13 protein-coding genes are annotated in these 13,492 nt (G+C 70.0%); 6 read left to right on the top strand and 7 right to left on the bottom strand.

Annotated features, from left to right (window positions below):
- Positions 1-35: 35 nt before the first annotated feature.
- From ASD66_RS25575 to ASD66_RS20110, 3 genes are all read left to right on the top strand, one after another.
- Positions 36-1,538 carry a flavin-containing monooxygenase gene (locus ASD66_RS25575; RefSeq protein WP_056892022.1) on the top strand — a complete coding sequence of 501 codons (1,503 nt, stop codon included), beginning with the start codon at positions 36-38 and terminating at the stop codon, positions 1,536-1,538.
- Positions 1,535-2,368 carry an SDR family NAD(P)-dependent oxidoreductase gene (locus ASD66_RS20115; RefSeq protein ID WP_056685790.1) on the top strand — a complete coding sequence of 278 codons (834 nt, stop codon included), beginning with the start codon at positions 1,535-1,537 and terminating at the stop codon, positions 2,366-2,368. The genes ASD66_RS25575 and ASD66_RS20115 overlap by 4 nt, the downstream gene beginning before the upstream one ends.
- A gap of 80 nt (positions 2,369-2,448) precedes the next feature.
- Positions 2,449-3,012 carry a DUF402 domain-containing protein gene (locus ASD66_RS20110; protein WP_056685787.1) on the top strand — a complete coding sequence of 188 codons (564 nt, stop codon included), beginning with the start codon at positions 2,449-2,451 and terminating at the stop codon, positions 3,010-3,012.
- 72 nt (positions 3,013-3,084) lie between these two features.
- Here ASD66_RS20110 and ASD66_RS20105 read toward each other — a convergent pair whose 3' ends face one another.
- Positions 3,085-4,395 carry a threonine/serine ThrE exporter family protein gene (locus ASD66_RS20105; protein WP_056686099.1) on the bottom strand — a complete coding sequence of 437 codons (1,311 nt, stop codon included), beginning with the start codon at positions 4,393-4,395 and terminating at the stop codon, positions 3,085-3,087.
- A 45-nt stretch (positions 4,396-4,440) separates the two neighbouring features.
- On the opposite strand from ASD66_RS20105, the gene ASD66_RS20100 reads away from it, so the two are divergent.
- Entirely contained in the window at positions 4,441-5,574 is a 1,134-nt protein-coding gene (locus ASD66_RS20100) for a glutamate--cysteine ligase (protein WP_056892021.1), read from the top strand.
- A 76-nt stretch (positions 5,575-5,650) separates the two neighbouring features.
- Here ASD66_RS20100 and ASD66_RS20095 read toward each other — a convergent pair whose 3' ends face one another.
- The 5 genes from ASD66_RS20095 to ASD66_RS20075 form a co-directional block, all read right to left on the bottom strand.
- Positions 5,651-6,688 (bottom strand): DNA polymerase IV, encoded by a 1,038-nt coding sequence (locus ASD66_RS20095; RefSeq protein WP_056892020.1) that lies wholly within the window; start codon positions 6,686-6,688, stop codon positions 5,651-5,653.
- Between the two features lie 2 nt (positions 6,689-6,690).
- Positions 6,691-7,791, bottom strand: a complete 1,101-nt coding sequence (locus ASD66_RS20090; RefSeq protein WP_056685778.1) for an FUSC family protein — start codon at positions 7,789-7,791, stop codon at positions 6,691-6,693.
- Positions 7,792-7,816: 25 nt separating this feature from the next.
- Positions 7,817-8,158 carry a hypothetical protein gene (locus ASD66_RS20085; protein WP_200950134.1) on the bottom strand — a complete coding sequence of 114 codons (342 nt, stop codon included), beginning with the start codon at positions 8,156-8,158 and terminating at the stop codon, positions 7,817-7,819.
- 144 nt (positions 8,159-8,302) lie between these two features.
- Complete coding sequence (locus ASD66_RS20080; protein WP_056685775.1) at positions 8,303-8,944, bottom strand: HNH endonuclease family protein; 642 nt, start codon at positions 8,942-8,944, stop codon at positions 8,303-8,305.
- Positions 8,945-9,053: 109 nt separating this feature from the next.
- Positions 9,054-10,268, bottom strand: coding sequence for an FAD-dependent monooxygenase (locus ASD66_RS20075; protein WP_056892019.1), 1,215 nt, complete (start codon positions 10,266-10,268; stop codon positions 9,054-9,056).
- A gap of 138 nt (positions 10,269-10,406) precedes the next feature.
- Here ASD66_RS20075 and ASD66_RS20070 point away from each other — a divergent pair, with 138 nt between their 5' ends.
- Positions 10,407-11,237: an isocitrate lyase/PEP mutase family protein gene (locus ASD66_RS20070; RefSeq protein WP_056892018.1), complete on the top strand. Its 831-nt coding sequence runs from the start codon at positions 10,407-10,409 to the stop codon at positions 11,235-11,237.
- A gap of 112 nt (positions 11,238-11,349) precedes the next feature.
- A complete protein-coding gene (locus ASD66_RS20065) occupies positions 11,350-12,759 on the top strand; it encodes a WS/DGAT/MGAT family O-acyltransferase (RefSeq protein ID WP_082564010.1) in 1,410 nt (469 codons plus the stop codon).
- Between the two features lie 5 nt (positions 12,760-12,764).
- Here ASD66_RS20065 and ASD66_RS25420 read toward each other — a convergent pair whose 3' ends face one another.
- The gene (locus tag ASD66_RS25420) at positions 12,765-13,451 is read right to left on the bottom strand and encodes an esterase/lipase family protein (RefSeq protein WP_082599631.1); all 687 of its coding nucleotides are present in this window, start codon (positions 13,449-13,451) and stop codon (positions 12,765-12,767) included.
- Positions 13,452-13,492: the final 41 nt, after the last annotated feature.

Genomic DNA, 13,492 nt, shown 5'->3' with positions numbered 1-13,492 from the left:
ACGGTTGTTCAGTAAGCCGCGTACCGTCACTTGGCATGACCACGACCACCGTCAAGCACCTCGTCGTCGGCGCCGGCTTCGCCGGCCTCGGCATGGCCGTCAAGCTCGACGAGGACAACGAATCCGACTTCCTCGTCGTCGAGAAGGGCTCCGACGTCGGCGGCACCTGGCGTGCCAACGACTACCCCGGCGCCGCGTGCGACGTACCGAGCCAGCTCTACAGCTACTCGTTCGCGCCCAACCCCGACTGGTCGATGTCCTTCTCGCCGCAGCCCGAGATCCAGGCCTACATCCGGCGGGTGGCCGACGAGTCCGGCGTGCTCGACCGCTTCCGCTTCGAGGTCGCCGTCGAGAAGGCCGTGTGGGACGACGACGCCCAGCAGTGGCAGGTCACGCTCTCCGACGGCAGCGAGGTCACGGCGACCAACCTGATCTCCGGCGCCGGCGGCCTCTCCGAACCCCGACTCCCCGACATCGACGGCATCGAGGGCTTCCAGGGCGAGGTCTTCCACTCGGCCCAGTGGAACCACGACATCGACCTGACCGGCAAGCGCGTCGCGGTCATCGGCACCGGCGCCTCGGCGATCCAGATCGTCCCCGAGCTGCAGAAGGTCGTGGGCCACCTCGACGTCTACCAGCGCACCGCGCCGTACGTCATCCCGCGCAACGACCGGCGCTACACCGGCCTCGAGAAGCTCGCCTTCCGGCATCTGCCGCTCGTGCAGAAGGCCTACCGCACGGCGATCTACTGGGGTCGCGAGCTCTACGTGCCCGGCTTCACCCTCGAGCCCAAGCTGGCCTGGCCCGCGAAGCAGATGGCCCTCACCAACATCGCCCGCGGGATCAAGGACCCCGAGCTGCGCGCCAAGGTGACGCCCGACTACGAGATCGGCTGCAAGCGCATCCTGATCTCCAACACCTACTACCCCGCCCTGGCCTCCGACAACGTCGAGGTGGTCACCGACGGCATCTCCAAGATCACCGGCGACGCCGTCGTCACCTCGGACGGCGTCGAGCGCCCCATCGACGTACTCGTCGTGGCCACCGGGTTCTTCACCACCGAGCAGCCGATCGCCGAGGCCATCACCGGTCGCACCGGCGCGACGCTCGCCGAGACCTGGCGCGACACCGGCATGGTCGCCTACAAGGGCACCACCGTGCACGGCTTCCCCAACCTGTTCCAGATCGTCGGACCCAACACCGGCCTCGGCCACTCGAGCATGGTGTTCGTCATCGAGTCGCAGATCGCCTACATCCGCGATGCGATCCGCACGATGGAGCGCGAAGGCTACGCCAGCGTCGAGCCCCGCACCGACGTGCAGGACGAGTGGAACGACGACCTCCAGCGGCGCCTGAAGAAGACGGTGTGGAACACCGGCGGCTGCGCCAGCTGGTACCTCGACGACGAAGGCCGCAACACCACCCTCTGGCCACGCACCACGTTCACCTTCCGTCGACTGCTCGCGCGGTTCGACGTAGCGTCGTACGACGTGACCGCCTCCTCGCCCACCCCCTCCAAGAAGAAGGTGTCCGCATGAAGTCGCTCGAGAACAAGGTCGTCGTGATCAGTGGGGCCGGGTCCGGCATGGGCCGCGAGCTCGCGCTGCTGGCTGCCGGCAAGGGCGCCAGGGTCGCCGTCTCCGACTGGAACCCCGACGGCCTCGAGGGCACGGTCCAGCTGCTGAAGGAGCAGGGCGCCACCGACCTGCGCTCCGACGTGGTCGACGTGTCCGACCGCGCCGCGATGGCCACCTGGGCCGCGGCCGTCGTCGAGCAGTTCGGCGTCGTGAACGTCGTGGTCAACAACGCCGGCGTCACGATGACCGGCGACTTCGAGGACATGACCTACGAGGAGTTCGACTGGATCGTCGGGGTCAACTTCAACGGCGTCGTCAACGGCACCAAGGAGTTCCTCCCCCACCTGATCGCCTCGCGCGACGGCGCACTGATCAACATCTCCAGCCTGTTCGGCCTGATCTCGATGCCCGGCCAGTCGGCGTACAACGCGACCAAGTACGCCGTCCGCGGCTTCACCGAGGCACTGCGCGAGGAGATGCTGGTCAACAAGCACCCGGTCACGGTGACCTGCATCCACCCCGGAGGGATCAAGACCGGCATCTCGCGCAACGGTCGCAAGACCGCCGGCCAGGACGGCAGCACGATCGACCGGCTCTTCGAGGAGAAGCTGGCCCGGATGCCGGCCGACAAGGCCGCCGCGATCATCCTCGCCGCGGGCATGAAGGGGAAGGCGCGCCAGCTCGTCGGCATCGACGCGCACCTCCTGCACCACTTCGCCAAGGTCACCGGGTCGCGCTACCAGGACATCGTGGCGCTGACGTCGAAGCGCGTGATCCCCGCCAAGAAGTAACGCTCGATCTTCACGACGTCCTGCGTTCCGGTTGCTCCGACAGCCGGAACGCAGGACGTCGTGCGTGCTAGGAATGGCGGATGGAGTTCGGGGACCCGATCGATGTCGCGATGACCAAGTGGCGCGACCGTCCGCACTGGGCCTACCGAGCGCACTACCTCGGTCGCGACGAGCACGGTGACTGGCTGGGCGTCCCGGCCGGCACCCGCATGGCCCGGCCGGGCGTCGAGATGCTGTCGGCCGTCGACCAGGTCTGCCTCGCCCCGACCACCGGCGATCTCTCGCAGAGCGGTTGGTTCGCGACGTTCCACGCACGTCGCGCCGACGGCACCGGCGCCGGGTTCGAGCCCGCCTTCCCGGTCGAGGTGTACGTCGACATCGCCACCCAGCCGGTCTGGGACGGTACGACGGTCCGCTCGGTCGACCTCGACCTCGACGTGGTGCGGGCGTTCAGCGGTCGCACGTGGATCGACGACGAGGACGAGTTCGCCGAGCACCGGGTGGCCCTGGGCTATCCCGACGAGGTCATCGAGCTGGCGCTGGCCAACTGTGCCGCCGTACACGCCGCAGTGCTCGGGCAGGTGGCGCCGTACGACGGCCCGACCGCCGCAGCCTGGCGGGCCATGTTGGACGGCCTGTCGTGAGTTCGGATCGACCCGTCGTGAATTCTGGTTGGCCACCGAACTCACGACAGGTCGGCACGAACTGGCGACAGGTCAGCGCTTGCTGCGGGCGCGGAAGGGACCGACCAGGCGCGGGCCGGAGAGACGACCCTCGAGCTTGCGGGCCTCACGCTTGAGCGGCTGGGCGATGTATTCGCCCAGGATCACGCCGGAGGCCAGGGCGATCGCCACCGAGGCCGCGGTGATGATCGCCACCAGTCCCCGCGAGGTCTCGCCGCCCTCGGCCATCAGTGAGAGTCCGCGGTAGATCGAGAGGCCGGGCAGCAGCGGCACGATCGCCGAGACCACCACGACCAGCGGTGGCACCTTGACCCGACCCGAGACCGAGTAGCTGACGAGACCGATGAACAGGGCGGCCGCCGCCACCGACCACGTGCGCCCGAAGCCGGCACCCTCGATGCCATAGGTGATCGCGAGCGCGACGCCGGCGATGAGGCCGATCGGGGCGAGGATGCGCTTGGGCGAATAGGCACTGAACGCGAAGGCCGCAGCTGCGACGGCTGCCCCGACGGACATCGTCGCGAGAGTGGTGAGGCCGCCGCGACCGGGCTCGAGGCGTCCGATGTCGACGCCGACCACGTCACCCAGCGCCAGGCCGCCACTGACCCCCGCGATGATGCCGGCGGTGGAGAGCAACGCCTCGGTCATCCGGGCGTTGCTCGTGACGTAGAAGCCGGAGAGTGCGTCCTGGAGTCCGCCCATGAAGCCGATGCCGGAGAGCAGCATGATGATGTTGGCGGTCACCACGACCGACGGGTCGACGTCGAGCTCCGCGGCGGCTGCCGCCAGCGCGAGCAGGGTCGCGACGGCCCCACCGGCCACCTGGAGGTAGAACGTCGGCAGCCGCTGGCGCGACAGGAGCATCTGGGTGCGGTCGATGAGGACCGCGGCGATGAAGGCGATCAGCACCACCAGTGTGTTGCCGCCGAGCATCATGCCGACGCCGGCCGACATCACACCGGTGCCCGCGGTCACCGCCCAACGATGCCGTGCGTGGCCCGACGAGCTGATCCGGGCAACCGTCGCTCGGGCCTCGACCAGGTCGATGCGGTCGGCCAGCAGGTCACGCACCAGGTGGTCGATGCGGGTGAGGTCCTCGTAGTCGATGTCGCGTTGCTTGACCTGCCGCATCATCACCAGTGGTACGTCGCCGGGCTCGGGCTGGTAGCTCATCGACAGGCTGGTGAAGGTCACGTCGACGATCGGGTTGCGCAGGCCCAGGTGGTAGGCCACTGACTGCATGGTGGCGGTGACGTCGGCCGCACCCGCGCCGTTGGAGAGCAACATCTCGCCGATGCGCAGGCTCAGGTCGACAGTGAGAGCGATCTCGCGTGGCTCCGCCATGGTCGACATGCTTTCACGGGGGTCGGACTGTGGTTCGCTTGAGTCGTGCACATCGACTTCCACCGTTCACCCCGGCCCACACTCGGCGTCGAGTGGGAGTTCGCGCTCGTCGACAAGACCTCCCGCGATCTCGTCAACTCCGCCGCGGACCTCTTCACCGCGGTGGGTCCCGAGCTCGCCGACGCGCGCAAGTTGCACAAGGAGCTGCTGCGCAACACGGTCGAGGTCGTCACCGGCATCTGCACGACGGTCGACGAGGCGATGGCCGACCTGCGCAGCACCTTGGACGTCGTACTGCCGGTGGCCGACGAGCTGGGCGTCGACCTGTTCGGCGCCGGCACGCACCCGTTCGCGAACTGGTCGGCCCAGCAGCTGACCGAGGGGCACCGCTACGAGGAGCTGATCAACCGCACCCAGTGGTGGGGCCGGCAGATGCTCATCTGGGGCGTGCACGTGCACGTCGGTCTGCCCGAACGCGACAGGGTGCTGCCGGTGATGTCGGCGCTGCTCAACCAGTACCCCCACCTGCAGGCGCTCTCGGCCTCCTCCCCCGTCTGGGCGGGCACCGACACCGGCTACGCGTCCAACCGGGCGCTGATGTTCCAGCAGCTGCCGACCGCCGGACTGCCCTTCCAGTTCGAGACGTGGCCGGAGTTCGAGGTCTTCGCCCAGGACCAACTGACCACCGGGGTGATCGACGAGCTGTCCGAGATCCGGTGGGACGTCCGGCCGGTGCCACGGCTCGGCACGCTCGAGAACCGGGTCTGCGACGGCGTCTCGACGATCGACGAGATGGCCGCACTGGTCGCCCTGATGCACTGCCTCGTCGTCGACCTCGACACCCGGTTGGCCGCCGGGGAGAGGCTTCCGGTGATGCCGCCGTGGCACGTGCAGGAGAACAAGTGGCGGGCCGCCCGGTACGGCCTCGACGCGATCATCATCCTCGACGCGGCGTCCAACGAACGCCTGATCACCGACGACCTCGACGACCTGCTCGATCGCCTCACACCGGTGTCCAAGCGCCTCGGCTGCGAGGACGAGTTGCGGTCCGTCGCGGAGATCCCGCGGCGCGGTGCGTCGTACCAGCGCCAGCGCGCGGTCGCCGCCGACACCGGGGGCGACCTGGTCGCGGTGGTCGACTCGGTGGTCGGCGAGCTCCGGGCCTCACTGCATCCCTGAGCGCGCACCACCGCAAGAATCCACGGCTCGCGGCGCAAGAACCCACGGCTCGCGCATCAACAATCCACGGTTCGCGTCAGTAGCCGCCTTCGGGAGGGACCATCTCGGCGCGTACGCCGAGCAACCGGATCGCCCGGTCGTCCTCCAGTGCGGCGAGCAGGTCGAGGGCGGTGCGGGCGATGACGTCCACGTCGTACGTCGGCTCGGCGAGCTTGCGCACCTTGGTGAACGTGAAGAACGGCACGAACCGCACCTTCAGGTGCACGCGTTGGCAGGGTCGGCCCTCACGACGGATGTCGGCGACGACCTGGACGGCCAGCGCGTGGACCGCCGCGGCGATCTCGTCGGGGGTGGTGAGGTCCTGCTGGTACGTGGTCTCGCGGCCGTGGGCCCGCGGCACCCACGGGGTGTCGTCGACCACGGCGCTCCCGGCGCCGGTGCCGAGCCGGTGCACGTGCACGCCGGTGTTGGGCCCGAACTCCGCGGTCAGCACGTCGACCGGTGCCGCGGCGAGCTCACGCACCGTGGTGATGCCCAGGTCGGCCAGCCGTGCGGAGGTGCGTGGTCCGACGCCCCAGAGGTCCTTGGTCGGATGGTCGCCGAGCACCTCGAGCCAGTTGTCGCGGGTCAGCCGGAAGGTGCCCCGTGGCTTGCCGAAGTCGGTGGCGTTCTTCGCCCTGATCAGCGTGTCGCCCATGCCCACGGAGCAGTGCAGCTCGGTGGCCGCCAGCACGCGGGCCTGGAGGTCGTGGGCGGTGGCCAGGACATCCTCGGTCTCGATGCCGACGAAGGCCTCGTCCCAGCCGAGCACCTGCACCACGGCGCCGGGCGTCTCGCGCAGCGCCTGCATCACCCGCTCGGAGGCAGCCTCGTAGACCGGGAAGTCGACCGGCAGGAACACCGCGTCGGGGATCTTGCGCCGCGCCACCCGCAACGGCATACCGGAACGGACGCCGTACGCCCGCGCCTCGTAGGACGCCGTCGACACCACCGCGCGCTCGGTCGGGTCGCCCCGGCCGCCGACGACGACCGGCTTGCCGGCCAGCTCGGGGTTGCGCAGGATCTCCACGGCGGCCAGGAACTGGTCCATGTCGACGTGCAGCACCCAGCGCATGATCAGCGCTTCGTCGGCGGCAGCGCGTCGGTCGACTCCAGGGTGCCCATGCCGGTCAGCACCAGCAGGTCGGCGATCACCGACCGGATCTGGGCCAGCACCACCTCGACGGACAGGTCGTCGGTGCGCTCGACGGTGCCGGTCGCCTTGCCGACGGCGAGCAGGGCGCCCTGTGCGTCGGCGGCCATCCGGTTGGCGGAGAGCTCACCAGCCACGACCTTGCACGCATCGGCCAGGTCGCGGCACAGCAGTGGGTACGACGCGGGCACGGGGCGTCGTCGGTACGCCGCCACCGCCGTACGCCGGACCAGCACACGGGTGCTGCGCAGGGCCCGGTCGAGGGGCTCGACGAGGTCGGCCATCCGTCGGACGGAGCCCTTGTGCCGCACCCGGAACGGCGAGCTGGCCACCACCGAGAGCCCTTCGTCGGCGGCCGCCTGGAGCTCACGGATCAGGTAGTCGGTGGCGCGGGCGTCGGCGAGCAGGTCGAGCGCCGGCTCCACCTCGCCGTCGACCATCACGTCGGCGGCGGCGCGGAGCAGTGTCGCGATCTTGTGCACGACCTCCGCAGCCTGCTCGCGTGGCCGCCGCAAGGGCGCGGCCGGCACCGCCGTGGCCGCCACCAGCGCCACCGCACCACCGATCAGGGCGTCGGTCCAACGGGTGAGCGCCTGCCCCGAGGACGGGACCAGGGTCGCCACCACGATCGACTGCACGCCCGCCTGGGTGACCAGCAACGGTCCACCGTCGAGCAGGAAGGCGCTCGACATGGCCAGCGCGACGATGAAGGTGAGCTGCCACCAGCCGGTGCCCACGGCATAGACCAGCAGGTCGGCGATCAGCACCCCGACAGCGACACCGATGCACACCTCGACCACGCGCCGCAGGCGCTGCCCGAACGACGTGCCCAGGCAGACCAGGGCAGCGATCGGTGCGAAGAACGGCGTGGGGTGCCCGAACACGTCGCTGGCCAGGAACCAGGCGACGCCGGCCGCGATCGAGCACTGCGCGATCGCGAACGACTTGGTCCGCAACCGGCGCAGGCGGGTCCGGGCCGACGTGCGACCGCGTTGCCAGGCGCGATCGAGCGGGTGGACCTCCATGCGCTGATCGTGTCAGATGCCGCCCCTAGGGGTGGTGGGCATACCGCAGGGCGAGCTTGAGCTGGCCGAGGTCGCGGTACCAGATGCGCACCTCGGTGCGGCATCGCACGCGGGCCACGCGGGTGTCGTACTCACCGCACTCGGCGAGGGCCTCGGAGTCGGTCGGCGGGTAGATCGAGCTGCCGTCGTAGTAGTGGATGCCGAAGCCGTTGGCCTTGTCGCCCTCGACGGCCACGATGGTGTGCGCCGGGGGCTCCCAGGCGGCGGGCGCCCGGGTCTCGGCGTGTCCGGCGCCGACGGTCAGGCCCATCAGCAGGCCGCACCCGATGCCGAGCGTCAGGGCGAGCAGGTGGAAGGTTCGTGTCATGCAGGTCTCCGTGGGTCACGGGCCGGCTGCTCCGGCCCTTCACCACGAGACGCTAGGGACGACCAGCGCCACCCGGAGCCGGGCGCGGGCCGACCTGTGGAGAACCGGTACGCGAACTCACCTGTGCACGATCAGCGGCCCGGATCAGCGAGCCAGCGTCACCGTGATCGTGGTGTTGGTGCAGGTGCCGGCGAGCGTGGTCATCGCCGACTTCTCGCCGCTGTCGACGCTCAGCCGCCACCGGTGCTTGACCGCCACGAACTCCCGCAGGTAGCGGCACTTGTCGTACGTCGGCAGCCACTCCCGCACGTCCTGGTCGCCCTTGGCCTGGTTGACGTTGTCGGTGACACCGACCAACGACCGCGAGTCGCCGAGGTCGTTGGCATAGCCCTCGCGCTCGGCCGCACTCCACGTGCGGGCGCCGGAGTCCCAGGCCTCGGCCAACGGCACCATGTGGTCGATGTCGATGTCGGACGGGGCGTACCAGGAGACCCGGTCGTAGTAGCTGTACCAACGCCCACCGCTCAGCGTGCACGTGCCGGTGCGGGTGGGCGGGTCGTCGGCCTCCGCGAGGAGCACCTCGTTGCGGGTGTTGCAGCCGTCGCCGTCGGCGTCGATCCAGTGGTTGAACTTCGACCGGTCGTAGCCGGTGCGGACCTCGGTGGCGACGGGCAGGTCCGAGACGGCGGTCTGCAGTGGTGCCGAGTAGTCGTCGGCGTACGCCGTGACCGGCAGGCCGATCAGCAGTGCGGTGAAGGTGAGGACGGTGGCAAGGCGAGGCAGCATGAGGACGTCTCCCGAGTGAGATGCGTGGTCGACCTCCAGACAACACCGAATCGGTCCGCGCCGGAACCCCCTGCCCCCGGACCTCGGCCCGGACCGGGCAGCTGCCTCGTCACGGTTGCTGCTGCTCGAAGTCGGGAAGGTCGATGTCCGCTGCCTTGCCGGCCTGGCGTTCCATGATCCCGCGCATCGGCCAACGCAGCATCGACCGCATCGAGGCGGCCTGGAGACGGATTCCGGTGCGGGTCATCGGCGCGAAGCTGCGGACTCCCCCGGGAGGCAGCTGCTGGCAGGCGTCCGCATAGGGGCGCAGCCGCGACTCGTACTGACGGAACGCGCGGGCATGGTCGCCGCCGGCCGCGGCCAGCTCTGCGGCCAGCAGGTAGCCGCCGACCAGGGCCAGGCTGGTGCCGAGGCCGGTCAGGGGTGTGGGGCAGTAGCCGGCATCCCCGACCAAGGCGGTCCGTCCGCGCGTCCAGTGCGGCATCCGCACCTGGCCGAGTGGGCTGAAGGCGAGGTCGGGAGCCTCCTGCGACGCCTCGACCAGTAGGCGCACCCGACCCTCGAGGTCACCGAAACGGTCCCCCAGCTCGCGACGCTGGTCGGCGAGGTCGAGCCGCTGCCACGGCAACGGGGCCGACCGGAAGCTCAGCGACGCCTTCGACTCGACGGCATCGCGGCCCGGCCGGACCGACGCGACGCGGCCACCGGGTGCGTTGTGCATCTGGTACCACCCGTCGAGCTCGGGGATGCCCGGCGCGGTGAACCAGGCCGTGTAGCAACCCAGCGGCACGACGGTGCCCGAGTCGTCGCCGAAGGCCAGTCGACGCACCCTCGAGTGCAGTCCGTCGGCTCCGACGACCAGCCCGAACGACTCCTCGGTGCCGGACCGGAACCGGACGTGGACGGCGTCGTCGCGATCGTCCATCGCCTCGATCGAGTCGCCGAACCGGTAGTCCACGTGGGGCGAGGTGGCCTCGAAGAGCAGGTGGACGAGGTCGCCCCGGAGGATCTCGACCTCGGAGATGAGGCCCTCCCCACCGAAGGCGTCGGCCGGCATCCTGACGGTGACCTTGCCCTCGGCGTCGACCCATTCGATGCCGCGCTGGTCGAGCGAGAGCTCGCGAGCCCGGTCGAGCAGGCCCATCCGCTCGATCACGGTCCGGCCGGCGCCGCGCAGGTCGACGGCCTGACCACCCGGTCGTACGTCGGGGGCGAGCTCGACGACCGTGACGTCGTACCCGGACCGGTGCAACCAGTGGGCCAGCGCCGGGCCGGCGATGCTGGCCCCCGAGATCAGTACCCGCCCGTTCGCCGTGCTCACCATCTGACCCTCCTCGACGCGACGATAGACCCGGCCCCGGGGGCGTCCAAGGTATTTTCCGCCGCCCGGAACGCAGGGCCGGGCGCGGCGGGACGCGACCGGCGTACGCTGGAAATTCCCCGTCAGCGAGGAGTCCCGCGGATGCCCGACGAGCGAGTGAAGAGGTTCCATCGCCTGCACGCCTCGGGCTGTTTCGTGATGCCGAACCCGTGGGATGCCGGCAGTGCCAGGGTCCTCGAGGAGATGGGCTTCGAGGCACTCGCGACGACCAGCGCCGGCTTCGCCTGGACCACGGGCGTGGGCGACAACCAGGTCGGGCTCGAGGCGTCCCTCGAACACCTGCGGATGATCGCGGACTCCGTGGACGTGCCCGTCAACGCCGACTTCCAGGGCGGGTTCGCGGTGGACCCGCAGGGCGTCCACGACCATGTGCTGCTCGCCGCTGCCACCGGCATCGCCGGCCTCTCGATCGAGGACTCGACCGGGGACCAGTCGGACCCGCTGCACGAGTTCGACCTCTCGGTGGAGCGGGTGCGGGCCGCACGATCCGCCATCGACGACAGCGGCACCGGCGTGCTGCTCACCGCGCGGTCCGAGGGGTTCGTGGTCGGCCGCCCCGACATCGACGAGACGGTTCGCCGGCTCGAGGCCTACTCCGCGGCCGGTGCCGACTGCCTCTACGCGCCCCGCATCACGACCGTCGCCGAGGTGGCGGCGGTGCTCGCGGCGGTGTCCCCCAAGCCGGTGAACCTGCTGATCAACGCGCCGTTCCTGAGCGTCGCCGAGGCAGCCGCACTCGGCGTACGCCGGATCAGTGTCGGCGGCACCCTGGCCCGCGCCGCGTGGCGAGGATTCCTGGACGCCGCGCAGGAGATCAAGGACGACGGAACGTTCACCGGGTTCACCCAGCTGCCCGACGTCGAGGGGCTGCTCTCGGCCCCGAGACCGGGGCGAGCGGGACGTCACACGTAACCCGCGGCCCCGCCGCTGCGTTGGCACGTTGTCGATGCCCTCGACAAGCAGTTCCGCTCACGCAAGGATCGAACTTCCGGTGCAGTCCGGGAGAAAGCAGAGGTACACAGAAGTGGCCACGCCGATTGACCCGACTTCGACCGCCTTCCTCGTGGCGGAGAACCGCAACATGCCCATGCACGTCGGCGGGCTGCAGCTGTTCGAGAAGCCGGAGGGCGCCGGCCCCGACTACATCAAGGACCTCTACGAGCAGATGCGCTCCCCGGAGGCGATCGCACCCCTGTTCCTCAAGCACCCCCGCAGGTCCCTGGCCACGGCCGGCCAGTATGTCTGGGCGGAGGACGAGCTCTTCGACATCGAGCACCACGTGCGCCACAGCGCGCTCCCCCAGCCCGGGCGCGTGCGTGAGCTCCTCGACCTCTGCTCGCGCCTGCACAGCACCCGCCTGGCCCACGAGCGCCCGCTGTGGGAGGCCCACGTCATCGAGGGCCTCAAGGACGGGCGCGTCGGTCTCTACACCAAGATCCACCACTCGCTGGTCGACGGCGTCTCGGCAATGCGCCTGACGCAGAGCGTCCTTTCCGGCGACCCCGACAAGCGCGACATGCCGGCCCCGTGGGCCCAGCGGCCCCGCCCACCCAAGGCCGTGCAGACGGCTGCCGAGGCGGAGCGCAACCTCGCCGTCGTACCCATGAAGGCACTGCGTAGCGCGCTCGGGATGAGCGCCGAGGCAGCGGGCCTCCCGAGAGCCCTGCTGCGCACCCTCAACAGCGGCGTGCGCAACGAGACGTCGGCGGTGTCTCTCTACGCCCCGCGCACGATCTTCAACCAGACCATCACCGGGTCACGCCGTTTCGCCGCCCAGGACTGGCCGATCGAGCGCATGCGGGCGATCGGCAAGGCGACCGGCACCACGATCAACGACGTCGTCCTCGCCATGTGCAGCGGGGCGGTGCGCGCCTATCTCGTCGAGCTCGACGCGCTGCCCGACACCACGCTGGTCTCGATGGTGCCGGTGGGCCTGAACGCCAAGCAGGCACAGGTCGCCTCGGCCGAGGGCGGCAACGCGATCGGCACCGTGATGGTCAAGCTCGGCACCGACCTGGCCGATCCCGCCGACCGCCTCCGCAGCATCCACAAGTCGATGCTCGAGGGCAAGCGCGCGCTGTCGTCGATGAGCCCGATGCAGATCCTGGCGATGTCCGCGATCGGAATGGCCCCGGCGATGCTCACCCCGATGCTGCGCATGCAGGGCGTGATCCGGCCGCCGTTCAACCTGATCATCTCCAACGTGCCCGGCCCGCGGACGACGCAGTACTTCAACGGCGCCAAGCTCGTCGGCATGTACCCGCTGTCCATCCCGATCCACGGCATGGCGCTCAACATCACCTGCACGTCGTACGACGGCCAGATGGGCTTCGGGCTCACCGGGTGCCGCCGGACCGTGCCGCACCTGCAGCGGCTGCTGACGCACCTCGACAACGAGCTGTCCGCGCTCGAGAAGGCCGCCGGCGTCCAGTAGGCCGGTCAGCGGACGGCGTTCGCCACCCCGGTGTACGTCGATCCGTCGGCCAACAGGCCCAGGTGACCCACGCAGCCGGTCTGGGTGTTGGTCGCGCCGCTGAGGATCACCGACGTGTCGGGGTTGATGATCTCGTCGCACGGCGACCAGAAGGTCCGGTAGTTCACCGAGCCGGGCGTCTCGTCCCCGGAGTTGAGCGCGGTGAGGAACGTCGATCCCGGTCGCATGTCTCCGCAGGACGTGGTCCAGCAACCCCACGCGAAGTTCGTGCCGTGGTTGGGGCCGCCGATGCTCACCCAGTCGTCGACCTTGGCGGTGCCGCCGAGGTTCTTCAGGTAGTAGCGCGAGGACAGCCCGCCCATCGAGTGGGTGACGATGTCGACCTTCGACGCGCCGGTGCGGGCCAACACATCGTCGACGTACGCGCGCAGCTGGCCAGCCGTGGTCACGTTGGACTGCGTGAAGTCGTAGTCCCAGGCGTAGAGCTCGTCGGCCGACCAGCCGTCGGCCTCGAAGCGGCCGACGTAGTAGTCCCAGTTCCACGAGGCGCCGCTCCAGCCGTGGACGAAGATGACGGGGTCGTGCCCGGCCGCCGTTGCCGTCGAGCGTGGCGCCGCCTGCGAGGCGGTCGGTCCGAGCACTGTCAGGAACAGGGCGAGGGCGGCGATGACGGCAATTGCGATCCGACGCATGGGACCTCCGAGATGAGTGAGTGAGCCGTCGCCGAACCTAG

The sequence above is a fragment of the Nocardioides sp. Root151 genome, from assembly GCF_001427925.1.
Lineage (GTDB): Bacteria > Actinomycetota > Actinomycetes > Propionibacteriales > Nocardioidaceae > Nocardioides.
The sequence above is the reverse complement of the archived record's forward strand: the minus strand, read 5'-3'. Positions and strand labels throughout refer to the sequence as shown.